Source organism: Actinobaculum sp. 352, from assembly GCF_003957265.1.
Lineage (GTDB): Bacteria > Actinomycetota > Actinomycetes > Actinomycetales > Actinomycetaceae > Asp313.
On sequence record NZ_RQSN01000003.1, the window covers coordinates 79,151 to 105,064 of the forward strand.

Genomic DNA, 25,914 nt, shown 5'->3' on the forward strand with positions numbered 1-25,914 from the left:
GTCTAGCTTGGGGCGATGTGCTCGGGGCCCTCCCGAGAAGTTGGTGGCTCGACCTCGACTGACCGACTGACAAGAACCGACCGACTGACAAGAACCGTCCGACTGACAAGAACCGTCCGACTGACAAGAACCGACCGCGCCGCCGTTCAGCCGAGCGCGCCTAACTCCGGCTACCCGGCCAGATTCTCCAGGTACGCTTGGGCATCCAGAGCTGCGCGGCAGCCGGAGCCCGCGGCGGTAATTGCCTGCCGGTAGGTATGGTCGACCACGTCACCGCAGGCGAAAACGCCGGGCAGGTTGGTCCGTGTTGATGGTTCTTCGACCACGATGTATCCGGCGTCGTCCAGCTCCACTTGGCCTGCCACAATACCGGAACGTGGTTGGTGACCGATGGCGACGAACAATCCGGAGACCGGCAGCTCGGAGCGCTCCCCGGTCGCGGTATCCACCAGCAGAAATACGTTGTCAACAGTTCTCAGGAAGTGGCGAGAAGGTACTTACGGCTGCGACTCGTCGGTGGAGCCGTTGCAACCACCAGGCCCGATTCGACAAGTTCCCGCAGTACCGGCCGAAGTGCTGTGAGTGTTTTACCGGTAGCCTTTGCTATATCTCGAATGGATAGAGCCTCGTCTTCGCTCAGGACCGCCAGGACCGCCAATTGCGTTCCTGTCGCCTCCACATTACGGCTCTGATCGGCAAGCGTGTACGGACCGTCGTTCATCCCTATTAGCAGGCCGTCGGCCACGAGCTGCGCGAAAACAGAACGGCAGTCGTCAGAGTCAAGTCCCAGGTTGTCACGCAGGTCTACCACGCTCACGGAGCCGTTACGCCTAGCCAGAGCGAGCGCAGCGTCATGGTCGCGGGAGAAGTCGGAGTGCCCGGGCAGCGTCCTCAGCCATTCCTCTGTCTCCGGATCCATGAGACCGAACCGATCAAGACGGACGACAACATGGTCAATCGTTGACGCGCTGTAGTCAGGAGTGGGAAGTCCGTAAGCACGCATCTCATTGACCATGCGTATGACTCCTGACCCCTGGTTCTCGCATACCGTGGAACGGTTGCCGGGCATTGGTACCACTGTGAGCAGGCGGGCCAAGTCCCCGTTCCGGGACGCGGAGTGACCATCGGTGACGTTCTCCTTGGTGCGATCACCCCAGAACCCACCAGGGTTGATGACCTCAACGCGGTCTGCGTACACGTTGACAGCAACCTGTTGCCCAGTGACAAAGTGAGAGTAGTCGCGGTGCATGGCCGCATTAGCGATGGCCTCTCGTAGGACGTCCTCCGGGATTTCGGGAACATCAGTGCCTCGAGTTCCCTCCACGATTCGACGCGTGCGCAGGTTCCGCACAACTGTGTGGACGGCATCGTCAATCGCCTGCGGCAGTGGGCCATCGCAGTTGCGACGGTCCAGGAATCTGACGGTGGGGTCCTGGGACTTGGCTATACCAGGGTGAACGGTGACGTCGATCGTGAGCTGGGGATACTCCTGCTGTGGGTATATGCCGAGGGCCAGGTAGCCGGCCAAGGTAGGAGTACCGTCGTCGGTAAGCGCATTGAGCCGCTGCAGCGCAGATACGTGATCATCCGGAGCGACTCCTGCGAGTGCACGCGAGCCGCTTGCCTGTACCCTTTCTATTGTGCGGCTTACCAGATCCGGATCGAGATCGTTGAAGGTGTGCCCGTCGACAGGCGTGCGATCGGCATGATCATTTACGTGTCGAGTCCTCAGGAGGTGCACCTCGTACGTGGTTAGGTGCTTATCCGCATCTCCGACCCGTTTATAGCTTCCCCGCTCCAGGCCCTGCGCAACGACGTGACAGGGCGCCGGTCGATCCGGGGTGGCCGATAGAGGCTCGATACGAGCCCAGACAACCTGTGCGCCATCGATCTCAGCACGGTCAACCTGGTACTGCGGGACAGGTAGAACCTTAGGGTTGGCACGCTCCGCATTGTCCAGGCCAGCAATGAGAGCGTTCTCTATCCTTGCGGCATTGAAACCGTTGGCGGGGGCGAAGCTCTGACTCTCGTCGAGTCCAAGGATGATCAGGCCACCCGCAGTGTTCGCAAATGCGGACACGGACTCCCAGATGCCTTTGGGGATATCTCGAACCGCAGCCTTCGCCTCGACTCGTGCGTCATCCGCACCCAGCCGACGAATGCGGGCAACATGATCCCGAAGTTCCTCGTCAGTCACAGACTCAGTGTACATTAGTGAGACCCTCACTTACTAGAGTGAGACCCTCACTTACTAGAGTGAGAATGTCAGTGACGTGAGTGACGGCAGCCTGGCCCGCGGCGCCCGCGCCACCCCGCGGCATCGTCGACCAACACGCCCCTACGGCGGCCAGGCCCGCGGCGCCCGCCAGATCGTCCTGAAGTGGCACGTCCGGGAGGAACGTCGGCTTATAGAGCCAGTCCTCTTAGCCCGCCAGATTCTCCAGGTACGCTTGGGCATCCAGAGCTGCGCGGCAGCCGGAGCCCGCGGCGGTAATTGCCTGCCGGTAGGTATGGTCGACCACGTCACCGCAGGCGAAAACGCCGGGCAGGTTGGTCCGTGTTGATGGTTCTTCGACCACGATGTATCCGGCGTCGTCCAGCTCCACTTGGCCTGCCACAATACCGGAACGTGGTTGGTGACCGATGGCGACGAACAATCCGGAGACCGGCAGCTCGGAGCGCTCCCCGGTCGCGGTATCCACCAGTGTGGCCGTCGCCAGCGAAGCACCATCCCCGCTCAGCTCATCAACGCGCGCGTTCCAATGCATTGTCACCTTCGGGTTGGCCAGCAGTCGGTCGGCCATTACCTTCGAGGCGCGCAATTGGTCGCGGCGATGGATGACGTGCACATTCGAGCCAAAGCGCGTGAGGAATAGCGCCTCGGTAACCGCGGAGTCCCCTCCGCCAACCACAGCAATCTCCTTATCTTTGAAGAAGAAGCCGTCGCAGGTGGCGCAGTAGGAGACGCCTTTGCCGGAATAATCGACCTCGCCTTCCACTCCGAGTTTCTTGTAAGCGGAGCCGAGAGCAAGAATAACCGTGCGCGCCAGGTAAGTCTGCGAGTCCGTGACGATGCGCTTGATATCGCCGGTCAGATCCACTTCGGTGGCATCCTCGTACTCCACCTCGGCGCCGAACTTCTCCGCTTGCGCCTGCATTTTCTCCATGAGGTCCGGGCCCATAATTCCGTCGGGCCAGCCGGGGAAGTTCTCGACCTCTGTCGTGTTCATCAGGGCGCCACCGGCTTCGAGCTCTCCAGCCAGAACCAGCGGCTTCAACCCCGCTCGTGCGGTGTAGGTCGCGGCCGTCCATCCTGCCGGGCCAGATCCAACGACGACGACGTCGCGCACTTCGGCGCTGTTTTCACTCACGGTTATCCTCTCGTTTCGGAATATGGGGCCTTACGGCCCTACATCCCATTCATCGAACTGCCTGCAGAACGTCTCCGCTAGGCCCTGCTATTCCCGGGCAGAGCGGCGCCGCGCGCCGACTCTGGTCACACCTGCGGGTTGAGCCGATCCCCTGGAAAGGGATGGGTCCGCAGGCCGAGTGCCATTGCCATGTATCGGTGGTGCGGCTACCCGATTGCTATCCGATCACTTGCACGGTCACCCGATCACCTGCACGGCTACTCAACCGTGATTTCGGAGAGATCAATGCGGTACTGGCCGCTTGGGTCGGTTGGCAACGAGGTGAACCAGAGGTAGATCGTGTCCGTCTCCACCGGCTCGTCGGCAGTGAGGGTCGTCGTGGATGACATCGAACTCTCCGTCACCAGGTCGCCACCATCCGGGTTCTCAGGCGTGGCGTTGCTGCGCCACTGCACGTTTCCACCCGAACCATTGACCTGCAGATTGACGGCAGAAACACTGGCCTTTTCCGAGAGCGTAATCTGCAGACCCGTACCACTCTTGAGATTTGCGAAGAGTTCGCCGGTATACCACCACGACCGCCACGACGTGCTGGCATCGCCATCCCAGGCATAAACAACTGTTGTGGGGCTGTCCTCGTTCGCATCCGAACCAGTTGGGTAAGGATTCACTAGCGTGACATTGGCGATTGTGGGTGCGGGAAGATTCCCGGTGTCGGATGTGGACTGCGTGGAACTGGGCTCTTCATCCGTGCTCGACTCCGTGGGCTCGGCGGAAATCGTTGGATCCGTCGTATTTACGGGGCTCGGCGGCCGGAAGAAGGTGGTTACACTCCATGCCAGGGCGAAGACGAAAAGGATAACCGCACCCAGCACGACGACCTTGGAAGGATCGTAGCGCTTCTCCTCGGCGGTGTCCTCGCGGGACTTCTTCCAGGCGAGGACGGGTTCAGTTGTGGCCTGCCGCGCATCCTTTTGCTCGCTGCGGCCGGTCTCGCCGTAGCCGATTTTACCTGCAGCAGCCGGTGCTGCAGATGTCGTGGAGCTTGCGGCTGCGGCGGCTGCCTTGCTACCCGAAGAGCCGACCCGCGGTATCGCGGGAGCGATTTGCGTGGCATCCGCATCGTCCTGTGGCAGCATGTCTTCGCTCGGCTCAGGCCTAGGCGCGCCGGAAGATGCTGCAGTGTCCTCGCCGCCGGAGGCCGCCTCGGCGGAACCGTGAGCTGCAGCAGCTGCCTCGGACTCCTCTGACGGTGAAACAGTAGACAAATCTTCGCCACTGGCAACGGCTGCCGCATCGTCCGCCGCATGCTCGGTATCGGAGGCGATGACCTGTGTGGGTGCGCCGTCTTCCGGGCCCGTGGCGGCGTATTGCACCGCTTCGGCATCCTCCGCCGGATCGCCTCCATCCGTGGCGGCGTCCGCAGCAGGCTGGGAATCTACGAACTGGCCCGGTTTTGCCCATTGCGGCGAAAGAGCCACCGGGGCTTGCGGTGTAATGCCCAGCTCGGGATCGGTCATCTGCTCCCTGCCCGTGGCGGGGAAACGAACGTTCATCGGTCCGGGGGTATCCGCGACTCGCGCCGGAGCGTCGGCCGTTGTGGCAGACGGGGCATCGCTGTCAGCGGTTGCGCTTGCCGCGGTCGCAGCGCCTTCGGCGGTGGCCAGCATTCCCGCCGCACCGGCGGAAGCCGGAGTAACCGGTGCCTGGTGCACCGGCGTCGGAAACTGCGACGGCTCGATGGGTGGCCAAGGAGCCAGTTCGCGCACCAGATCGGCGGGCGAACTCGGCCCGTGACGACCGGCCTCTCGCGCACAAATTTCACGGAGTCGTTCGGGCACCTGCTGATTCGCGGTTGCTGCTGCCAACGCGGCACGGGCATCGTCGCTGCCTGTAATCGATGCTCCCGTGAGTAGTGCGGCCAACATGGTCACCAGGCCGCGTGCCTCGGCACGATCAGCGTCAATACCGGCCAAGGTATCGGGGCGGATGCCAGCCAAAGCGGCGTCGGTTCCCAGGCCGTCGATATAAACCTCGCCAGCGGATCCCACGCGAATGCGCCCCGGCGAGAGTTGCAGATGCCTCAGGCCACGCCCACGTGCACTGTTGAGGGCACTGGCTGCCTCACCGACCAGCGCATGTGCTTGGGCGGGAGGGAAAGGCGCACCGGGTACCCATGTGGCGAGACTCTTACCGGGTGGGACCTCGGTGACGATATAGCCGAGATTGTCGTCCTCGCTGGCGGAAAGCACCTTGACGATATGCGCGTCTTCCACCAGTGCAGAACGACGTGCAGCATCCAGTACGTCAAGGCGGGAGTCGAGGGCGGGGTCGAGGACAAGAACACGCACACTGGTCCCAAGGAGCGTGTCCACGGCGTCCCATAGCTGTGTTCCGTTGTAGGGAAGCTGGTCAGCGCAGGGCGCAGTGAGTTGATAACGGCCGGAAAGTACCTGACCGGACTTGGCAAACTCGTTCACAAGCACGTCCTCCGCAGCGGATAGCGGGCGGTCTGGGTGAATTGGCAATCCACCCACGTGGCCCTATCCTAGCCGTTTGATCAGCCGGTGGTGGCAGTGGCACTCACGCGTGGCAAACTCCCCGGCCGAACGGGGGCCGAACGACGCCCCCGCCGCAGCGAGCGAATGACCCCAACAACAAGAACTGCTCCGAACGCACCTGCCACTACAACCGTACCTACATTCTCCCAATTCGCGCGCACGCGAATATCAATGGACTGTACCGGTCCGACCTGCGTACCCACCGGGTTCAGCACGCGAACATCCGCGCGTACATTACCGGATCCTGAGGCGCGCACGGGGACGGTCACCGTCGTCGTCGAATGGGGTGTTAATGTCACGGCCACCGTTTCGGTGGCGCGCAATCGCGCGTCGGGAGTGTCGAGCTGGATGACCACGCCGACGTCGACGGGCAGATCGTTGCGAATATGCAGAGGTACTCCGGTGGCCTCCGAGATGATGTTGATGGTGGACGACGGATTCGCGTAAATCGCTGTGAAGTAGCCATTAGCGGTGCGAGTGAGATCGCGGAGCCGATTCTGGCGGCCAGCGGGATCGCTGCGCCAGGCAAGGGTGGACAGACGTCTACGGGCCAGATCTGCCGGATTGGTGAGGATGGAGGGATCAGGGCTCATTGCCGCGATGGTGACGACGCGCGAATAGGAATTGGCGGTGGCGGAGAAGAAGGAAGTGCGGGCCTCCCCCGTAGCGAGGACTCGCTCCGGAAGCTCCTGGCGCTCGGCCGAGCTGCTATCGAGTTCGAGCAGCTGGGAAACGGTATACGGACTCACCCACGATGCCCCCATAAGGGCCCGTGTGGTCTCCAGTAGATTCTCGGTGGCGACGGGGTCAGCCGCGGTGGCGGTTGCCGGGTCCTGCGTCCCGTAGTGCGGCAGACTCGCGCGATCAACCGCGAGTACCATGCCCCGAGTGTCGTTGGGGCGTTCACGGTATGTGACTGCGGAAAGCGACAGAACCAACTGGCGGGAGTCGAGAATGTCGATTGCCCCAGCGGAATCATCTGCTCCGGCTACCTCGTCCTCCTCTACCAGCGTTCCCGCCAGTGCTGCCGAGGCCGCGGAGTCCACAACCAGCGCATCGAGACCACTTGCGCCGCTGCTGCGCGAGGCGGACGATTCCGATGCGGTTCCCGTGTCCGTCCCCTTCTCGGAGTCCGGGGAGGCATCGGCTTCGGAAGCTGTTGCGTCGCTGTCGCCGTAATTGATCGACGTGCGTGCCGACGGGGTGTAGTACCGGTAAGCGCTTGTTGGTACCTCGTCGGCGGCGATAATAACTGCCGAGGTGCCGCCGTTGGCCAGCACGGAAAGAGTTTCCTGGTCCGGCTCGGGTGCCAGCAGAGTGATATCGGTGCGGATGGCATCGCCAAGTTCTTCGGCCATCGTTGTGGCGGTGTCATGTGCCGACGTGGCTTGCTCGCTGTCCTCACCGTGTACGAGGGCGGACATATCGGGGTCGGAGAAAGCGGTGAAAATAACCTCGGAATTGTTCGACGTCGCAAGGTTGGTGACGGCTGCGGTCAGAGCGTCGTCGTCAGCGTAGACCGAAAGGAGCGCGGGATCGAAAACAGTCGTGACGCCGGGTATATTGTCGGCAGTGAGTAAGGTGGAGATTCTATGCGGTGCTGTATTCGCTCGCGTAGAAGGATCGGTACTCGTATCGGTGGGCGTAGCTCTGACCGTACTGCCTCCCGTGCTCGCGGTGGAGGTCTCGGTCGCGCCGGGCTTGCCTTCCTCTTCCTCCTCGCGTGCAATCAAGCCGGCATCGGTGCGTTGGGATATGGTTTGTTCCTCTGCCATCTCCGCAGTTGAGGCTGTGACGGGAATAACCACTCCGGTGGGCATTGGTGTGACCTCGTAGTTCGGTGCGACGACGACGAAGCTGCGGTCGGTGAGTTCGTCATCGAGCCCCGGCCCATCAACCACGACCTCAATACCGTGCGGTCCCCACGTCTCTTCGTCTCCGCTCCACCCGGTCGAGTCGCGAGCAACGGTGAGAGGCAGCATCACCTTTTGCCGGGCGGGAACGGTGACGTCGAGTTCCGCGGCGTAGAGCGTTTCTAGGAATACGTCTGCGTCGTTGAGAAAGGCCAGCAACCGTGTGCGGGTACTTGGGGCGACGGGCTGTCCCGCGAGGCTGATCCTATCGAGAGTGATGTCTTCATCCGTCGGGTTTGAAAGGGTGATCTCGATGGAGAGGTCGTCATCCGGTGCAAGAATCGACTCGCCGACCGAGGTTATGGCAAGCGTGGGAGTGGTTCCCGACGGATTAGCGGCCGCGGGGTCTGTTGTGGCGGAGATGGAATCCGAGTCATCATCGTTGGACCGCGTGGCAGGTTGTGCGGATGCGGGTACCGCCGTCGAAAAGCTGTGGCTGAGAGAGGAGTTCACGGATGGGGTGGGAACACCCGCCGGGCTAACGAGAGTAGGACAGACAGCAAAAAGAACGAGAGATACCAGCAAGGACACCGTTCTGCTCATCGTTCACATCCAGACAGGAAAACTGCGGTCATTACTCACGCCCAGCCAAAATATTACGCGCGGTCATCACAATTCGCCTCTCATTGGGGTAGGCGAGCCGGGAAGCGACCTTATCCAACCGGACCCATTCCACCTTCTCGGCTTCGTGGTCTGGATCGTTCTCCGTGGTCAGTTCACCGGAAAGCGCTTCCAGCAGGAAGTGGTGCACGATTTTGTGAACGCGCCGATCACAACCGGAAAACCAGTAGTCGGTGGATGCCAGGTGGCGTAACACCCGGCCGGTGATTCCGGTCTCCTCACTAATCTCGCGAACGGCCGCTTCCTGTGCGGTCTCATCACCCTCCAGATGCCCCTTCGGCAGGCACCATTCGAGACGTCCTCCGCGGTTGCGGCGTGCGATTACGGCGGTGTAGGCCCTGCCATTTTGAACGGAGATAATGACACCACCGGCACTGGTCTCGTTTACTACGGGAAGATTCTGCTGCCGGTCAGCGGCTTGGTGCGCGGCGGTGCCACGCCTCCAAGAACGATGTGCCCCCGGCGCGGAGGGCTGTGGCGCTGATCTCGACATACTCACAACTGTAGTGCGGTCAACCATCTATTGCTCCCGCAGCCAGGCCGTGTGGTTCGCGGTCCCGGATGCTGGGCAACAAACGGTACGGGTAATGGTGGCTGAGCGCAGCACCGCTGGTGGGTGGAAGCAGTCTTTGCTCGTACAGCAACTGCCGCCCAGAGCACACGGTTGGCACCGACTCGGCCACTGGATCTTCTGCACCCATTTTCGCAGATGCCAGGGATGAAGGCCAGAGGATGCAGGGGATGAAAGTGGCGGTGGCATCAGGCGAGGCCGGTGGAGGGAAAGGCGCGCCCGTGTCGGGTACATATTGGGGTATGTCTGGCCGGGCGGTGGAGAGTGCCCGGGCGGTCAGGCGTGCTGGGGCGGGTGAGCATGTTTAGTCACTGTTGGATGAATTTGGTCGGTGGTGTGCGCCCGGGCCAACTGGCGTGTCCGGACCCGCTGATGTTCCCGGGCCCGGTGCTATGTCCGGACCCAGTGGGGTGTGGAAATGACGTGGGGAGTTCAGCTCCCGGCGACGGTGACTATCTTCGACCGCAGTGGTGGAAAGCATGTGGGGAACTCACAGTCCACCGATGTGCCCGAAGGCGCCGAACATGGCACTCTTATGGGGTGACCAATCAAGAAAAGGCCTCAGCCGAACAGGGCAATGCACGCACAGTTCCCGGAGCGGATCGCGAAGAACTCGCGCCTTTGCCTCCGGCCGCCATGCGTGCACATCTGTTGCTGCGTGGGCAGAGGTCACTCAACAACCTTCCGGCACCGATTCTCCAACTGGGCGAAGTGTTCACCGCAGCGGGATACGAGTTGTCACTTGTTGGTGGACCGGTGCGCGACGCATTCCTCGGGCTGCCGATTCATGACTTTGACTTGACGACGTCCGCATTGCCCGAGGAGACAGAGCGTCTGTTGGCCGGGTGGGCGTCAAGCACCTGGGATATCGGACGCGACTTCGGAACGATTGGCGCTGCGCGTGGCCCGCTCACAGTGGAAATCACCACCTATCGCTCGGATCACTACGAGATTGGTTCTCGGAAACCCGAGGTGGCGTACGGGAAAACGCTTGCGGGCGACCTCACTCGCCGTGACTTCACCGTGAATGCCATGGCGGTGCGCCTGCCGGGAATCGAATTGGTGGACCCCTGCGGAGGGTTGGATGACCTGGTGGCGGGTGTGTTACGCACACCGGTAACCGCACGGCAGTCCTTCGACGACGACCCGCTACGCATTATGCGCGCCGCCCGCTTCGCCGCCCAGTTGTGCTTCGACGTCGACGAGCACGTTATGAGTGCAATGGAGGAAATGGCGGAGCGTCTAGCGATTGTGTCGGCGGAGCGAATCCGTGCCGAGATCGAACGCCTTATGATCGCCCCCGCACCGCGGCGTGGAATCGAACTGCTCGTGTACACGGGTGTGGCAGACATTGTGCTTCCGGAAGTATCCGAACTGCGGAACGCCGTCGATGAGCATCGCCGCCATAAGGATGTGTATGAACACTCGTTGACGGTGCTGGATCAGGCGACGGCGATGGAGAGTGCGAAGGATGGATCCTGCGCGGCGGGCATCCCGGTTGAGATGCTGGGCGGCCCGTTGCCCGGACCGGACTTGGTTCTGCGTTTGGCCGCTTTGTTGCACGACATCGGTAAACCGGCCACTCGCCGCTTCGAGCGGGATGGTTCGGTGACCTTCCGGGCCCACGACGTGATCGGGGCACGTATGGCGGCTAAGCGCCTGCGGGCCTTGCGCTTCGATAAGCAGACGGAGAAGGATGTTGCGCGCCTAGTCGAACTGCATCTGCGTGCCTTCGGTTTCTCCGAGCAAGGATGGACCGATTCCGCGGTGCGCCGTTTCGTGCGCGACGCCGGGGATCTCCTGCCGCGGCTACTGCGGCTGATTCGCGCCGATATCACCTCGCAGAATCGCCGCAAGATCGCAATGCTGCAAGCGGCCAATGATGAACTCGCCCGGCGAATCACTGAACTGCGCGAACAGGAGGCGCTCGATGCGATCCGCCCGGATCTCGACGGTGATCGCATTATGGAGTTGCTGCAACTCAAACCTGGACGTGCGGTTGGTGAGGCGCGGAGTTACCTACTCGAGTTGCGCCTGGAAGAGGGTCCGCTGGGTGAGGAGGAGGCGGAGCGGCGCCTTCTGGCATGGTGGGAGCAGCGCACGGGTGAGGCCGCGGGGCAGGCGGACCCCGCTTCCCATCAGGGGAGAGCCGCAACCGGCGGCACGCACGACGACGTCGTAACGAAACCTACCGATGAATCCACGCCCGCAAAGGGGTAGGTATGAGGCTTGTTGACGATCTACGTGTCCTCGTCCAGAAGTCCGGATTTCGAAAGCTTCTCGGAGTCCGACTGGTATCGCAGTGCGCTGACGGCATGTTCCAAGCGGGACTGGCTTCCCTTTTCTTCTTCCGCCCGGAGGCCATGGCGGATGCGGCGGGGGTAGCCGCGGCCCTGGTGGTGCTCTTGCTGCCATATTCGCTGGTCGGGCCCTTCACTGGGCCCTTCTTGGATCGCTGGCGACGGCGGCAGGTGTTGTTCATTGGCAATCTCGTTCGTGCCGGATTGGTCTTTCTGGTGGCCGCGGGTATGGCAATGATCGGAGCCGGGCCGCTGGTCTACGTGCTGACCTTGACCTCCTTGGGCCTGTCTCGATTCATGCTCGCCGGCCTGTCCGCAGGACTACCCATGGTGGTCGGATCGCGCGCCCGGCTGCTGATGGCGAATTCCGTGGTTCCCACGCTGGGCGGAATCGCCACCGGCGTCGGTGCAGTTGTGGGTTTTCTGCTGCGACTCCTACTGCCGGAGGGGGCATCGCAGCAACTGGCATCACTTGTCGTCTCGGCACTCCTCTACTTCGGGGCGGCCGGCGTGGCGTGCCTTTTCAACAAGGACGAACTCGGCCCGCAGCAACCGGACCTCTCGACCTCTGTGTCGCGGCAACTTGCGGCAACGGCACGCGATCTGGCGGATGCCGTGCGCTACCTGGTGCGGCGGGGAACACCGGGCCTGGCTTTGACCACAATGGCACTGCATCGGTTTGTCTACGGCATGGAGCTGATCACGATTGTGCTGGCCGGGAGGAATCTGCTGGTAGACCCCAGTGATGCCGATGCCGGAATCGCCGCCTTCGGGGCATTGATGGGAGCAATGGTCACCGGTCACTTCGTCGCCGTCGTTCTCACCCCGATCGCCCATGAACGTATCTCGCCTCCGGCGTGGATTCTCTTCTGCCTACTCGGGGGCACAATCGGCCAGATCCTCATCGTCGTCTCCAGTTGGACACCGTGTTTCGTGGCTGGCATGTTCATCTTTGGAATCGGCGTGCAGGGCGCCAAGATCGCCGTCGACACGATCGTGCAGTCGGATACGGCAGACGCATACCGTGGCCGCGCCTTCTCCATTTATGACGTGTTGTTCAACGTGTCGGAGTGTATTGCCGCCGGTGTTGCGATCCTCGTTCTGCCGAACGTTGGATGGTCGCGGAGCGTGCAAATTGGGTTAGTGCTCTTTGTGTGGCTGGTGGCGGCGGTGTACTGGCGGCTCATGCAGGCGCTTGGACATATGCCGCGCGAGGTATCCAGCTAGCGGTTGGGAAGTGGGATCTCCTTGCGCGTTTCATCGAGTTTTAGGCAGAGTCTGAAATGTGTGAAGCGTCTTGGGTTGTGTTGTACTTCTTATACGGGGGCTTTTGCCCGGCTTGGTGTTGGTTGTAGTCGTGGATGATTTGCTGTGAGCTGCGGTAGCCCAGTGATTCATGGATGCGGGTTGCTTCCCAGTGGACGCGGTTCAAGGCCTGCCGGGTCAATCTCGGTACAGGAGTGCCGGGTGCGGGAATAATGTCAAGCCCCGGGTTTTGTGGAGGCTCTTTTATCGGGCGCTGGTGGTTGCCGGCTGGGGGTGGTTGGTTGGTGATGGTCTGCTCGCCGATGTCCTGGGCGTCGGCGTTGCCGATGACGTCGGTGCCGTCGACGGTGGTGCCCGCATTGGTGTCCTCTGGTGGTGGGGTGTAGGCCTGCTCGTGCTTGATCGGAGCGCGCATGCCTATGGCGCAGTGAGGCCGGGTCGTGTTGAACCAGTGCACCCACTGGGCGGTAGCGAACTCCACGTCCTCGATACCCTCCCAGGGGCGGTGCTCATCCAAATACTTGCGATTGCGGATGAGTCCGCCTTGTACAGCCGGTATCAGAGCCTCGGCCAGCGCATTGTCGTAGGAGTCGCCCTTGGAGCCGACGGAGGCGACCGCATCACAGTCAGACAGGGCCTGCCCGTAGCGGATGGCCCGGTACTGGACCCCGCGGTCGGAGTGGTGGATCAAGCCCTTCAGGTCCGCGCCCTCGCGCTGGCGCTGCCAGATCCCCATCTTCAGGGCGCCCCTGGGCTAGGTCGGTGTACAGGCTCGTTGACGTCTGCCAGCCGATGATCCGACGCGAGTACACGTCAGTGACGAAGGCGACGTACACCCAGCCGCTCGTGGTGCGCACATAGGTGATGTCCGCGACCCACAGCTCGTTCGGTCTGAACGCGGTGATGTGGCGCAGCGGATACCGTGCAGGCCCATGGCCCGCATCAGGCGCTCTACGGTGCAGCGGGCCAATGCCCCAGCCCATGCCGGACGCAGACCTTGGGACGGCCCTGCATCGCGTGCATCTTGCGGGCCCCAAGTACGCAGTAGTTGTTCTCATGTACTCTGCTGATTTTGGCCTTCAGAGCCTCGTCGCGCATCCCTCTGGCACTGGGGGACGGGACTTGCGGGCCCGGTAGGCGGAAGGGGCGATCTTGACGCCGACACTCGTGAGCACATGGAAGATCGGCACAGGCCCCAAGGTCCGCCTTGTTGTCATCAATGAATGAATCGATGACCTCTCGCGGCGCTCACACTCCGCCTGGGTGAAACACGCGCTCGCCTTGCGCAGGATCTCGTTGGCCCGCCGCAGCTCGCGGTTCTCGGCCTCCAGCTCCCGGATCCGTTCGGCATCGGGTGTGGTGGTTCCCGACCTGGCGCCCGCGTCGATCTCGACCTTCTTGACCCAAGTACGCAACGCCTCGAGGTGGACGCCCAGCTCATCGCCGATCCTTCTAATCGCCCCCATAGACCGCTCGGGGTCCCTGCGAGCCTCCACAGCCATCCGGGTAGCTCGCTCCCGCAACTCCTCGGGATACTTCCATGGGTAACACTCATGACAGTATTCCTTCCGCGCGATTACTGCCTCCATCAAACCCGGGACGATTCAACCTCATGGTCTTACGGCTGAGGGCATCAGTCACGAACGCGGCGTAAGCGACACAACTGGTTGGGACGATCTGCTGTACAGCATCACTGGACAAGGCCGAAGAACGTGTTGTCCACTAAGATCTGGGATTCACACGCGGAACTTTCCGGACAAATCACCCACTAGATTGAAGTGACCTGCCAGTACAAACAGCACAACACAGCCCCGGTGAGTTGACACACATCGGACTTGAAGCCGTCACGAAACAAACTGTACCAACCGTGGCCTAAAATAGAAAAGCAACCGTTAACCATACATTCACCACGCCTGGCAAGCGTTTCCCATGCAGAATGCAGAAACACATAAGGCTCAGGAAGAGGGGCAGTAAGCCCGGTTGGGTCGCAGGCTTCAGTGCTTCACCGAACAGCGCCTCGGTGCGAACTACCGGGAGACTCGGATGACTGAGCTCCAGACACGAGGCAACGTGATAGGATGCACGTAACAAACGTGTGAACAGGGCAGGTGTGAGCTGGAGGGGTTGCTGCGTGCGGCGCATCGCGAAGAAGAGCGGTGTGGGTTTAGATCCAGAGATTGGAGAAACAGTTCGGAAACGCACGCTTCCCTGGGGTCTTCGGGTGTGGCGCTAGGCCTCATCTGGTCTTCTTGATGAACTCCAGCATCCGATCGAGGTCATGCGCCCAGAAGATCGTCAGCCCGTCATTCTGCGCAGAGACCAGATTGTGAACCTTGAACACGCCGGAGAGCACAGCGCACGGGATAACCCCGAGCGTTCCGAACTTGTTGAGCCAGTTGACGGCCTTGGTTGCGGCTTCTCGGTTCACACGTTTGACGCTGTTAGTGGCGGAGTTCGTAACCTTGGCTTCGATCGCGAGGATACGACCGTCCCATAGGCGTGCGATGATGTCGGCCTTCGAGCCTCCAAGGAGACTCTCGTGGCAGAACTCGCCTGGTGCGGGAGCATCTAGCACGCTCCCGATGTTACGAGTCGGCACCCCTTGAAATCCGATAGAGCGAAGGGCATCCGCGATATGTTCCTCCTGATCGGTCTTCTGGGTGTTCCGCCGATAGGTTTGCAAACGGCTCGTCGCGATGAGGCTGGTGGTTGAAATCGTCGCGATACGACGCTCCATCTCGGTTGCCTCGCGACCTTCGGTGAGCCAGGGGAACCTCCAGCGGTCGAGTCCGGCAAGGACGACCTCGATGATGCGTGCGACGGCGTCTGGATCTTTCTCCAGGGCGGCGGGGGAGAACTTGGCGTCTGCGAGGACCTTGAGGTCATCGTCGCTGACAGGTGGCGAGGCGAGGTAGCGGAGGGCGTAGCGTTTGTCCTGATCTATGATGTACTCCTGAACCACGCCGGTGAGTTCTTGAAGGTCAACGCTCTCTTCAAGGAGGCTCTCGACGGGGTCCCGATATTTGTCGAAGAGGTCGGAGTAGAGCTCAAGAGGTTCGCCGATGCGTTCCTCCTTGAAGATCTCCGTGGCTCGGGCGATCTGTGCTGCCAGCTCAGAGTTCGACCAGATTGGTGGTGCTTGAGTCATGACGGTCCTTGTCACGGAGCAGCGGGAGGCATGGAACCACCAGACGCTCCATCTCTCGTGGCTCGAACTTTGTCAGTCCACCAGCGTAGGTCCGCCCGCTCGTTGTTGACACGTTGACACGCAGGTAGGCGGCGAGGGCATCGAGATCCGAACCGCTCATGGCGTCCCTCGGATAGATCCCGTGGGCGATGTTGATGTGGTGAGCATCGACTGCGTTCCTCACAAAGGCTGGAGGTCGTCGCGCCATGTAGGTCGCCAAGATAGGCGCCGGTGAAGCTAGGCCGACGCTCCACCACGCGCGCCGGTTGCGTGCGACATAGCCGTCAGCGACGCCGAGCTTCTTCGCGTTGCGGAGGAAGCGATCGACCCTTTTCCGGTCAACCTCGTCGAGGACGTCTAAATCCGCGGGCAAGTCGATGACAGTCTTGAGGTCCTCGGAGTTTACCAAACGGTCACCAGCGGCGAAGAGCTCACGCGCGCGGGTGATGGCGGGGAAGAGGAAGTCATCAGGAAGATCAACGGCGTCGCGGGCGGTGACCCACACCTTGTTCGCACCAGTAACGGTACCTCGGTGGACGCGCGCAAGTTCTCCAAGCTCGACGTATCCGTCAGGGAGCTTCGGGGTTACTCGCGTAATAACGGACCACCGGGACGTCTCGGCGAGGCGCTGCCGTGAGATCGGGAATCCAGCCGAAAGGTCGTCAAGCGAACTGATGCTTTCAACGGTCTGAATGCGCACGTCAGGAGCGTTCACACCGACCTCGAAACACGTGATAGTGCCGGTGACGGTGGCGTCATCAAAGGGTAGGCTCGTTGGACTCAGGACGTGAAGGCTCGACACGGAGAGCGGGCCGACGAGTAGGTCTCGAATGAGCTGTCCGTAGTTAACATCGAGCCATTCTGAACTGGTAATGAAAGAACCGATGTCCCCCGCTTGAGCATAGAGTGCGGTCGCCAGGAAGAAGTGGGCATGAAGACCAGCGAGTTTGCTTGCTTTGAGCCCCATTCGGGAGGCTGTATCACCGAGCCAGGTCTTCCATTGAGCTTCAATGTCGTGATGACGGACATAGGGCGGGTTCCCCAGGAAGAGCGTGACGCCCTCGATCTTGGGCAGGGTGAGCGCACGGTAATCGCCGACTACGATCTTGAGACGCGATTCGAGCCCCAGGACGTGAGCGTTGGCGCGGGTCATGAGGACGGCGTAGGGGTCAACGTCAGATGCGATGCCAACCGCGTTCGGGAAGGCACGCAAGGCAGCTAGGACGTATCGGCCCGAGCCGCAGCCAGGATCGACAATACGGGCCGGGACCGCACGATCCTTTGCCCACTCCAACATGGAACGAATAATCGACGCAGGGGTGAACGTCTGTCCCCACGGACGGCGTTCCTCGGCAGTGCGCGCTGCACAGAAGGCCTCGCCAAGAGGATCAGCGCCTTCGAGGATGAGCGCACGCGTCCCCGGAAGATCGAGAGGCTCGACGCGATGCGCGGGGAGCACAGCCAGCTCAGCGGAAGACAAGGTGCGTCGATCAACGCCGAGTGCAAGGCAAGTCGTGGCAATTTGGTCGAGAGTGAGGTCATTTTGGTCGAGAGTGAGGTCATTCATTGAGCGTGAACACCCCTCGCGAGACTCGAAGGAAGATGCGTTCGTCCTGAAGGGCGCTGCGGTACGAGGAATCGGGGCAGGTACCAACCACCGGTTCAACACCCTGGCGGATCTCCTTGATCGACGCGGGCGCACCACGCTTCGCAAGGAAGTCGCGCATCGCGAACTTCAACTCGTTGTGTGGTCGGCGCTTCCTGCTCAATGTCGGCTTCTCCTCGTCCCGCTCGTCGACTGTATTACGTCGACTTTACCACGATGCACCCTCAAGCTGGGAAGCTTCATCACGACACGCTTCACAACTAAGAAATGGGTAGGACACGCTACGCCGAACCGCTCGAGACGTTGGAAGAGTCGTCAGCAGAGCCTACGTTGGCAGAAGAGATAGCCTCACAACGACACAGTGCCGCAGCGAAATGCTCTGAATATTGTTCCCGCCTGTCTTTAAGAGGTGTCCTGTGTAACAGTTGCAGCGACGCACTGTCGGCGGATTTCCTCGGGCCGACTCACATCGAGTAGAAGCCAGGGCGCCTCTCGTGTTGCCGAAGCCCGTGGAACTGGGAAGCCGTGCGTGCATTCTTCCTGACAACTGGACTGACCCGCCAGCCACATATGGCGCTGAGCACGGCCCCATGCCGTCGAGGCCCCACTGGTTACCTGGTCGTGACAGAACGGTTCAGTATGCGCGAATCTCCGGGTTTTTCGCGGAGAATTGCGGAAAACCCGGAGAATCTAGGGGTATGGGTAGGAGGCGAGCCCGCTTGTGCCCCTTACCGCTCCACCTCGCCACGGATGAAGGCTTCGACGGATTCGCGGGCGATATCATCGGGCCGCTGCTCCATCGGGGACTTCATGAAATAGGACGACGGCGAGAGCAATTCGCCGCCGATTCCACGGTCCAGGCCGATCTTGGCCGCACGCACGGCATCGATGATGATGCCGGCCGAGTTCGGCGAATCCCACACCTCCAGCTTGTACTCCAAGGAAACCGGAGCATCGCCAAAGTTGCGGCCCTCCAAGCGCACAAAGGCCCACTTGCGATCATCTAGCCAGGAGACGTAGTCTGAGGGGCCGATATGCACATCGTGGCCATCAAGCGGGTTATGAAGGTTCGACTGCACCGCATTCGTCTTCGAGATCTTCTTGGACTCCAGGCGCTCACGCTCCAACATATTCATAAAGTCCATATTGCCGCCCACATTGAGCTGGTAGGTGCGGTCCAGCGTCACGCCGCGGTCTTCGAACAGCTTCGCCAGCACCCGGTGGGTGATGGTGGCGCCGATCTGCGACTTAATGTCGTCGCCGATCACGGGTACACCGGCGGCGGCGAACTTATCGCTCCACTCCGGCGTCGATCCGATGAACACCGGCATGGCATTGACGAAGGCCACCTGCGCATCCACCGCGCACTGCGCGTAGAACTTCGCCGCGTCTTCCGAACCGACGGGAAGATAATTGACCAATACGTCAACTTCCTTTTCACGCAGTGCGGCGACGACGTCGACCGGGTCGGCCGGTGACTCCTCAATCTGGTTCTGGTAGTACTTGCCGAGTCCATCCAGGGTGTGCCCGCGCTCAACGGCCACGCCGGTGGGTGGAACATCAGCAATCTTGATCGTGTTGTTCTCGGAGGAGCTGATCGCATCGGCGAGGTCAACGCCAACCTTCTTGGCGTCAACGTCGAAAGCGGTAACGAACTCAAGGTCGCGGACGTGGTAGTCGCCGAACTGCACGTGCATAAGACCGGGCACGGATGTTGCCGGGTCGGCGTCCTTGTAATATTCAACGCCCTGGATTAGTGATGATGCACAGTTGCCGACACCTACAATGCCGACGCGGATCTTTCCCATTGTCTTCTCCTATCTCGGGGTTCCCGTGCAATCTTGGTTTGGTTGAGCCGGGTGTTCCCATTGGAGGAATCCCGACTGTTCCCGGTGCGGTTGCGGTCGTGTGCTAGTCGCGTGGCACCGGGCCGTCTTAGCTGCTTCGGCGGTGTTTGTTTTTCGCTACCTGCCGCCGCTCGTTTTGAATCATCGCCTCCAGCCATTCGAGCTCCGCTGCTACCTGGGCTAGGCCATGGTTTGCCAGTTCGAGGATGTATCCATCGGGATCGCGGGCTACGCCTTCCATCCACTGTTGCAGAGCTTCACGACGCTCCAGCATGCGGGCGAATCGCCCTTCAAGAATGCGTAGGCGGGTGGCGCTGTCGGTGGAGGAAAACATGGCGAAACGCACGTCGAAGGTTCCGTCTTCCCAGTCTCCCGGCCCGACGGAGGATAGTTCGTTGTCGAGATACTGCCTACCTTTATCCGTGATCGAGTAGGTGATACGACGGCGTTTGGAGCGTGTGGAGTTCGGATCCTCATGGGACACGATATAACCGGAGTCCTCGAGGCGGCGCAGCGCGGGATATAGGGAACCGTAGCTCAGGGTGCGGAACACTCCCAGCGAGAGATTGAGTCGTTTGCGTAGCGCATAGCCATGCTGCGGGCCGAGCGCCAGATAACCAAGGATGGCAAGGTTAAGAACCTTCGTGCGCAGCGTTGTGCTTGCCATCTCCGTCCTTTCATCAGTTGTCTGCCGCCGTGCCGACCCCGTGACTGCGGTATACGAGCCCGACGGCGCTCTTTTGCTCCGACCTCCCACGGCTTTCGATCGTCGTGCCGTGAGGATCAATGTAGTCATCCTCACGCGAGCGGCGATATGACTCAACAATATATCGTTTTGATATATTTTCCAAACCTATCGCAAGTTAAGACGTCGGTCCAGCAGGTAGTCGCATCCGGCGAAGGCGGTCCAGCGGCAGCAATGACTTATGTCTCCGCCTGCCGCGCACAATGGCTGTCGATCTGCTTCCGGCGAAGTGTGCGCCCTTGCGCCGAGAGCGCCGGGTTCACACGCGGACGACCTCGCCATTTCGTGGACTGCTGAGCGGACCGCCTCGCGTCGCGCGGGGGTTTACTGGGAAGATAAGGCACACTGGAATCGATATATTCGTACTGAACGGAGGGACGATGACCTCACCCGGAGAGCAGGGAAGCACGCGCCAAGCGCATGATCCCATCGCAGCGCTAGGTGCGGGTCGTGGCGCAAGTGGTACGGGCGGCGCAAGCGGCGGTGACACGGCGAAGCCCCCCAGCAACTCGCCGGATATCAACCGCACGGGCACCGGCAACGCATCGGACGGTTTCGGCAAGAGTGTGACCAACAATGCCAATAAGGTGAAGACGGCCAACACCGGAGGCAATGGTTCGGAGTTGACACCGCTAGTGGCGACACCTGGAGGAAGCGCGGCACTGCCGATGGGATTGCGAATCCTTTTGGCAGGAGCGCTGGCGACGGTTGCCTGCGCTGGGCTCTACCAGATACGCGACTTCGTCGCTCCGGCCTTCTTTGCCTTGACACTGGTTCTTACGGTTCGGCCCATCCACCGGTGGCTCATAAAGAAGGGGCTCCCGATCTGGCTGTCGGCAGTCGTGACGATTACCACACTTGTAGTGACCCTGCTCGGCGTCATCGGATTGATGGTGTGGTCCCTTGTGGGGCTGCCTGATGTGGTCACACGATACGTGACTAAGTTCCAGGACCTCGTCACCTCTGGGACTGCATTGTTGGAGCGCTACGGTTTAAGCACGGACCAGTTCACCAACGCGGTGTTGGAGCGTTTTGATGTGCAGTCCGTCCTTTCCGCACTGTCCGGTGTGCTGGATTACGTCAGTTCCGCAGGCTCCCTCATAGCGTTGTTAGCACTTGCACTGTTGTTCATCACCATTGACACCATGACCATGTCCACACGCGCAAAAATTGTCGAGCGACATGACGGTTATCTGTTTGAAGCCTTGTCCTCCTTCGAGGGGCGCGTGCGGCAGTACTGGCTGGTCTCCACCACTTTCGGTGCGATTGTCGCCGTCATTGACGGAATTGCCCTTCAGATACTCAACGTGCCGATGGCGGTGGCTTGGGCCCTGTTCTCCTTCATCACGAATTACATCCCCAATATCGGCTTCGTCATCGGGGTGATCCCACCGGCACTGTTGGGACTTCTGGACTCCGGCTGGATTACGGCAGTCTGGGTGATCGTTGCCTACTCCGTTATCAACGCGGTTATCCAGGGGATCTTCCAACCGAAGATCACCGGAGACGCCGTTGGGCTTTCGACGACGGTAACATTCCTTTCCCTGGTCTTCTGGACGGCGGTAATCGGCCCACTCGGCGCGATTCTGGCGGTTCCATTGACCTTGTTCGCGAAGGCGCTACTAATTGACTCCAGCCCGGGCACACGGTGGATAGAGGCATTCCTTGTACCGGAGGCCGCTGCGGACAAGAAGATGGAGGAAGGATATTACGATGAAGAGGAGCCCGCGCCGGATGCCTTCGTCGGGATGAACCCGGATTTGTTTGAGGACAGATCCCGGCTGGGCCGTGCACTTGAACGGCTGCTGGCGTGGAGAGAGACGAAAGACACGAGCGAGGCATAGCAATGGCACGATCGAAGTCCACATCGGCGAAGAACACGGCGACTTCGTCGCGATCCGCCACCAAAGCGAAGAAAGGTAAAGTGCAGGCGGCGCCGAGTAGAGTGACTCGGCGCGGGAAAGTCAAACCCGGTCGCAAGCGAGGATGGAACTATCCGCGCCAAGGCTACGGCCCCATCCATCGATGGCTGCCGAGCTGGCGTTTCGTCCTGGGATCCTTCCTCGGTTTCATCGCGCTACTGGTGGGAACTTTCGTCGCCCTATACATCGCGATTGACGTACCGGAACCGGATGATTTCGCGCTGGCGGAAACCACCAAGGTGTATTACACGGACGGAAGCACCGAGATGGGCAGTTTCGCGGATTACGACCGTGAATCGGTGCCTCTGAGTGATCTTCCCGATGTTGTGCCGCATGCCGTAATTGCCTCGGAGGATCGTAGTTTCTACTCCAACAACGGCATTGACATCAAGGGCATAGTGCGGGCGCTGGTCAATAACGTCAGCGGCGGGGCGCAACAGGGCGGTTCCACCCTCACTCAACAGTATGTGGAGAGGTACTACCTCGGTACGACCACCGGTTACACCGGGAAAATAAAAGAGGCCATTCTGGCTCTCAAAATTGATCGTGAGCAGTCCAAAGAAGAGATTCTGGAGAACTACCTCAACACGATCTACTTCGGCCGCGGCGCATACGGAATCGAGGTGGCAGCACAGAAGTACTTCGGAATCCACGCCAGCGAGCTCAACCTGTCACAGGCCGCGCTGTTGGCGGGTATCATCCCGGCGCCCAGTTCCGGCGATCCTGCCGTCAACCCGGAATACGCACAGCGGCGTTGGCAGCGCGTGCTCAACCTGATGGTTCAGGACGGATATTGCACGCAGGAAGAGGCCGATGCGGCGGAATTCCCGGAAACGATTGAAAAGGTGGCCAGCAATGACTATGCCGGCCCCAACGGTTACCTGCTCTCAACGGTTACCAGCGAGCTCGTAGCATCGGGGGAGTTCACGGAGGATGAACTGTCCACAATGGGCCTCCAGATCGTCACAACCATCAACCAGGAAAAGCAAGAGGCTGCCGTTGCCGCCGTCGACAACCTTCCGGAAGACCGGCCGGAGAACAATTACGTGGGTCTGGTCTCCGTCGACCCGCGCAATGGCGAGATCTACGCTATGTATGGCGGGGCCGACTACCTGGTACGGCAACGTAATGCGGTCACGCAGGATGTTGCGCAGGGCGGATCTACCTTTAAGCCCTTCGCACTCCTCGCTGCGCTGGACCAGGATATGTCGGTCAATACGCGCTACGATTCGTCCTCTCCCAAGGTGATCGACGGACTGGAAATCGAGAACTTCGATTCGTCCAGCCGCGGCAATATCAACCTTGTGACGGCAACGATGTATTCGGTCAATACCGTGTACGTACAGTTGAACAAGGACGTCGGCCCGGAGAATACGCGGGCGGTGGCGGTGCAGGCGGGTATCCCGGAGGACACCGCCGGACTCGACGACACATTGACCAATGTTCTCGGGTCCGCTTCCCCCCGCCCGATTGATACGGCGAAGGCATACGCGACCTTCGCCGCCGGTGGTGTACAGCACGACCCGCATATTGTGCGGGAAGTGCGTGATAGAGATGGCAACGTCATATATTCTGCGGACACCGAGGGTACTCGCGTGTTCGAAGAGAACACCATCGCGCAGTTGAACTACGTGCTGCAACAGGTGACGGCCCCCGGCGCCACCGGGGCGACCGCCGGTCAACTCGGGCGGCCGGTGGCCGGAAAGACGGGTACTTCCACCGGTCCGGTATCGGCGTGGTTCTGTGGCTACATTCCGCAGATGGTGACCGTGGTGAATATGTACCAGATCGGCGAGGACGGCAGTGAGGAAGTGCTGACCGGCTTTGGCGCTTACACCAATATCGGTATCGGCGGCGGTTCGTTCCCAGCGCAGATCTGGCTTGACTACATGGAGGTGGCGACGGCCGACATGGAGGTCGAGGACTTCCCGGATCCAGTGTGGACGGGTAGTGTCCCGGCTGTCGATTCACCGACGACGTCGGCGCCGACGGTGACGGAGGAGCCCACCGAGACGGAAGGGCCCACGCAGGAGCCCACCGAGACGGAAGGGCCGACTGAAGAGCCCACCGAGGAGCCGCAGCCCACCGAGACGGAAGGGCCGACGCCAAACCCGAATGAGCCGACCGAGGGCGATCCCGGCGGCGGAGAGGGTGACCCGAATCCCGGAGGGAGTCCGTAGTTTCGCTGGCGCGATGGTGATACTACCGGTAAAATGATGCGCTGTCGCGTATCGACGGCATGTCGTGCCGCAGCGCGACCACGCATTATCCCTCCTGCCATGGAGAGACCATGGCCGTTTAGTCCGAAGGAGGTTGGGAAGACATGCGCGATTACGAGATGATGATCATTCTCGATACGGATGTTGACGAGCGGAATATCACGACTTACGTCGACAAGCTGCTTCAGGTTGTCCCTAACGAGGGAGGCTCCCTGGAGAAAGTCGATATTTGGGGCAGGCGTCGGCTTGCCTATGACATCAACAAGCGGTCCGAGGGCATTTACGTTGTCGTGAACATGAAGGCGACATCGCAGACCGCCCAGGAGCTTGATCGGCAGCTGGGACTGAACGAGTCCGTTCTGCGCACCAAGCTGCTGCGGGTAGAGGCCTGAGGCAACGCCGAAGGAGTAAATCATGGCAGGCGAACCGATTATCACGGTTGTTGGCAATCTGACCGCCGACCCGGAGTTGCGTTACGTCGCTTCGGGCACTCCCGTCGCGAGTTTCACGGTTGCGTCAACGCCACGCACCCTCAACCGGCAAACAAATCAGTGGGAAGATGGCGAGGCCATGTTCATCCGCTGCTCGGTGTGGCGTGAATACGGCGAGAATGTCGCCGAGTCACTCACAAAGGGAATGCGGGTGATTGTCACCGGGCGATTGACCGTACGGTCCTATGAGTACAACGGCCAACAGCGCACCTCGCTTGAAATGCAGGTGGACGAGGTTGGTCCGGCGTTGCGCTATGCACGCGCCCAAGTCACGAAGGTATCCGGCGGCCGGGGTTCCGGCAGTGGATACCAGGGTGGCGGGCAGTCCGCTCCCGGTGGCGCGCAGGGCCGTGCATCTTACGATGCGCCGCAGGGTGGTTCAGCATATGACCCGTGGCAGCAGGCGCCGCAAGGCGGCTCGTCCTTCGACGATCTCCCCCCATTCTGATACCGACTTTCTGATGGCGCCAGGGCGCCGTCTTAACCAAAGGAGCATATTATGGCGAAGCAGGCTCTTCGCAAACCAAAGAAGAAGATAGGTCCGGTGCGGACCACTAAGGTCGAGAACATCGACTACAAGGACACGGCAACTCTCCGCAAGTTCATTTCTGATCGGGGCAAGATTCGCGCGCGCCGCGTGACCGGCGTATCCGTGCAAGAGCAGCGCAAGATCGCCAAGGCGATCAAGAATGCTCGCGAGATGGCTCTGCTGCCCTACTCGAGCTCCGCACGCTGAGAAAGGAGACTCTTATGAAGATCATTTTGACGCATGAAGTCTCCGGCCTCGGTCGGGCCGGTGAAGTTGTTGAGGTCAAGGACGGCTACGGTCGTAACTACCTGCTGCCGCGAGGCTACGCCACGAAGTGGACCCCAGGTGCGCAGCGCCAGATCGATCAGATAGCCGAGGCGCGCCGTCGTCGTGCGATTACCTCGCTGGAAGATGCGCATGAGCTGCGTGAAACGCTGGAGGCGGCGACGCTGACCATCACCAAGACCGCCGGAGACAATGGCCGCCTCTTTGGCGCCGTGTCGGGTGCGGACGTTGCCGCTGCGGCGTCTGAACTCACCGGCAAGGAGATCGACCGCCGTCAGGTCACGTTGCCCGCCGTTAAGTCGCTGGGTGATTACAAGGCGACCATCAAGCTGCATGACGATGTGTCTGCGCTGGTGGCGGTGGCCGTGGTGCCGGAGCCGAAAAAGAAGAAGCGCAAGTAGCAGCTTATTTGTGAAGAATGCTGGTGCGGGGGTTAGGAGCTGTTCCTGGCCCCCGCATACGCTTATGCCCCACGGTGCC

At 60.9% G+C, this 25,914-nt stretch carries 21 protein-coding genes and 1 pseudogene; 9 read left to right on the top strand and 13 right to left on the bottom strand.

Going from position 1 to position 25,914, the window contains the following annotated elements; genetic code table 11:
• Positions 1-170: 170 nt before the first annotated feature.
• From EKN07_RS04440 to EKN07_RS04465, 6 genes and pseudogenes are all read right to left on the bottom strand, one after another.
• Positions 171-437 (bottom strand): annotated as a pseudogene (locus EKN07_RS04440) (FAD-dependent oxidoreductase); the annotation flags it as partial.
• A 38-nt stretch (positions 438-475) separates the two neighbouring features.
• Positions 476-2,197: an ATP-binding protein gene (locus EKN07_RS04445; protein ID WP_241228136.1), complete on the bottom strand. Its 1,722-nt coding sequence runs from the start codon at positions 2,195-2,197 to the stop codon at positions 476-478.
• Between the two features lie 226 nt (positions 2,198-2,423).
• Entirely contained in the window at positions 2,424-3,371 is a 948-nt protein-coding gene (trxB, locus tag EKN07_RS04450) for a thioredoxin-disulfide reductase (RefSeq protein WP_240611287.1), read from the bottom strand.
• A 257-nt stretch (positions 3,372-3,628) separates the two neighbouring features.
• A complete protein-coding gene (locus EKN07_RS04455) occupies positions 3,629-5,908 on the bottom strand; it encodes a hypothetical protein (protein ID WP_108716547.1) in 2,280 nt (759 codons plus the stop codon).
• A 23-nt stretch (positions 5,909-5,931) separates the two neighbouring features.
• Positions 5,932-8,388 carry a DUF6049 family protein gene (locus EKN07_RS04460; protein WP_126145735.1) on the bottom strand — a complete coding sequence of 819 codons (2,457 nt, stop codon included), beginning with the start codon at positions 8,386-8,388 and terminating at the stop codon, positions 5,932-5,934.
• 31 nt (positions 8,389-8,419) lie between these two features.
• The gene (locus EKN07_RS04465; RefSeq protein ID WP_108716758.1) at positions 8,420-8,959 is read right to left on the bottom strand and encodes an NUDIX hydrolase; all 540 of its coding nucleotides are present in this window, start codon (positions 8,957-8,959) and stop codon (positions 8,420-8,422) included.
• Positions 8,960-9,455: 496 nt separating this feature from the next.
• On the opposite strand from EKN07_RS04465, the gene EKN07_RS13100 reads away from it, so the two are divergent.
• The 3 genes from EKN07_RS13100 to EKN07_RS04475 all read left to right on the top strand — a co-directional run bounded on the left by EKN07_RS13100 (position 9,456) and on the right by EKN07_RS04475 (position 12,564).
• Positions 9,456-9,581: a hypothetical protein gene (locus EKN07_RS13100; RefSeq protein WP_276308085.1), complete on the top strand. Its 126-nt coding sequence runs from the start codon at positions 9,456-9,458 to the stop codon at positions 9,579-9,581.
• Between the two features lie 92 nt (positions 9,582-9,673).
• Entirely contained in the window at positions 9,674-11,257 is a 1,584-nt protein-coding gene (locus EKN07_RS04470) for a CCA tRNA nucleotidyltransferase (RefSeq protein ID WP_126145806.1), read from the top strand.
• 2 nt (positions 11,258-11,259) lie between these two features.
• Positions 11,260-12,564, top strand: a complete 1,305-nt coding sequence (locus tag EKN07_RS04475) for an MFS transporter (protein WP_126145736.1) — start codon at positions 11,260-11,262, stop codon at positions 12,562-12,564.
• Positions 12,565-12,604: 40 nt separating this feature from the next.
• On the opposite strand, the gene EKN07_RS04480 is transcribed toward EKN07_RS04475, so the two are convergent.
• The 7 genes from EKN07_RS04480 to EKN07_RS04515 form a co-directional block, all read right to left on the bottom strand.
• The gene (locus tag EKN07_RS04480; RefSeq protein WP_126145737.1) at positions 12,605-13,339 is read right to left on the bottom strand and encodes an integrase core domain-containing protein; all 735 of its coding nucleotides are present in this window, start codon (positions 13,337-13,339) and stop codon (positions 12,605-12,607) included.
• Positions 13,340-13,682: 343 nt separating this feature from the next.
• Positions 13,683-14,192 (bottom strand): transposase, encoded by a 510-nt coding sequence (locus tag EKN07_RS04490; RefSeq protein WP_126145739.1) that lies wholly within the window; start codon positions 14,190-14,192, stop codon positions 13,683-13,685.
• Positions 14,193-14,839: 647 nt separating this feature from the next.
• Positions 14,840-15,751, bottom strand: a complete 912-nt coding sequence (locus tag EKN07_RS04495) for a XamI family restriction endonuclease (RefSeq protein ID WP_108716543.1) — start codon at positions 15,749-15,751, stop codon at positions 14,840-14,842.
• Positions 15,717-17,357 carry a methyltransferase gene (locus tag EKN07_RS04500; RefSeq protein ID WP_126145740.1) on the bottom strand — a complete coding sequence of 547 codons (1,641 nt, stop codon included), beginning with the start codon at positions 17,355-17,357 and terminating at the stop codon, positions 15,717-15,719. Before EKN07_RS04500 ends, EKN07_RS04495 begins: the two co-directional genes overlap by 35 nt.
• Entirely contained in the window at positions 17,350-17,559 is a 210-nt protein-coding gene (locus EKN07_RS04505) for a hypothetical protein (protein WP_125482536.1), read from the bottom strand. Before EKN07_RS04505 ends, EKN07_RS04500 begins: the two co-directional genes overlap by 8 nt.
• A gap of 565 nt (positions 17,560-18,124) precedes the next feature.
• A complete protein-coding gene (locus EKN07_RS04510; RefSeq protein ID WP_126145741.1) occupies positions 18,125-19,204 on the bottom strand; it encodes an inositol-3-phosphate synthase in 1,080 nt (359 codons plus the stop codon).
• Positions 19,205-19,331: 127 nt separating this feature from the next.
• Positions 19,332-19,910 (bottom strand): PadR family transcriptional regulator, encoded by a 579-nt coding sequence (locus EKN07_RS04515; RefSeq protein ID WP_108716540.1) that lies wholly within the window; start codon positions 19,908-19,910, stop codon positions 19,332-19,334.
• Positions 19,911-20,368: 458 nt separating this feature from the next.
• Between EKN07_RS04515 and EKN07_RS04520 the strand changes: the two genes are divergently transcribed.
• From EKN07_RS04520 to rplI, 6 genes are all read left to right on the top strand, one after another.
• Complete coding sequence (locus tag EKN07_RS04520) at positions 20,369-21,832, top strand: AI-2E family transporter (RefSeq protein WP_164546598.1); 1,464 nt, start codon at positions 20,369-20,371, stop codon at positions 21,830-21,832.
• Positions 21,833-21,834: 2 nt separating this feature from the next.
• Positions 21,835-24,090, top strand: coding sequence for a transglycosylase domain-containing protein (locus tag EKN07_RS04525; protein ID WP_126145743.1), 2,256 nt, complete (start codon positions 21,835-21,837; stop codon positions 24,088-24,090).
• 143 nt (positions 24,091-24,233) lie between these two features.
• The gene (gene rpsF, locus EKN07_RS04530) at positions 24,234-24,521 is read left to right on the top strand and encodes a 30S ribosomal protein S6 (RefSeq protein WP_108716536.1); all 288 of its coding nucleotides are present in this window, start codon (positions 24,234-24,236) and stop codon (positions 24,519-24,521) included.
• 22 nt (positions 24,522-24,543) lie between these two features.
• Entirely contained in the window at positions 24,544-25,068 is a 525-nt protein-coding gene (locus EKN07_RS04535; RefSeq protein WP_126145744.1) for a single-stranded DNA-binding protein, read from the top strand.
• Positions 25,069-25,119: 51 nt separating this feature from the next.
• On the top strand, positions 25,120-25,356 hold the full coding sequence (gene rpsR / locus EKN07_RS04540; protein WP_108716534.1) for a 30S ribosomal protein S18: 237 nt from the start codon (positions 25,120-25,122) through the stop codon (positions 25,354-25,356).
• Positions 25,357-25,370: 14 nt separating this feature from the next.
• On the top strand, positions 25,371-25,835 hold the full coding sequence (gene rplI, locus EKN07_RS04545; protein WP_108716533.1) for a 50S ribosomal protein L9: 465 nt from the start codon (positions 25,371-25,373) through the stop codon (positions 25,833-25,835).
• The last annotated feature ends 79 nt before the right edge of the window (positions 25,836-25,914 follow it).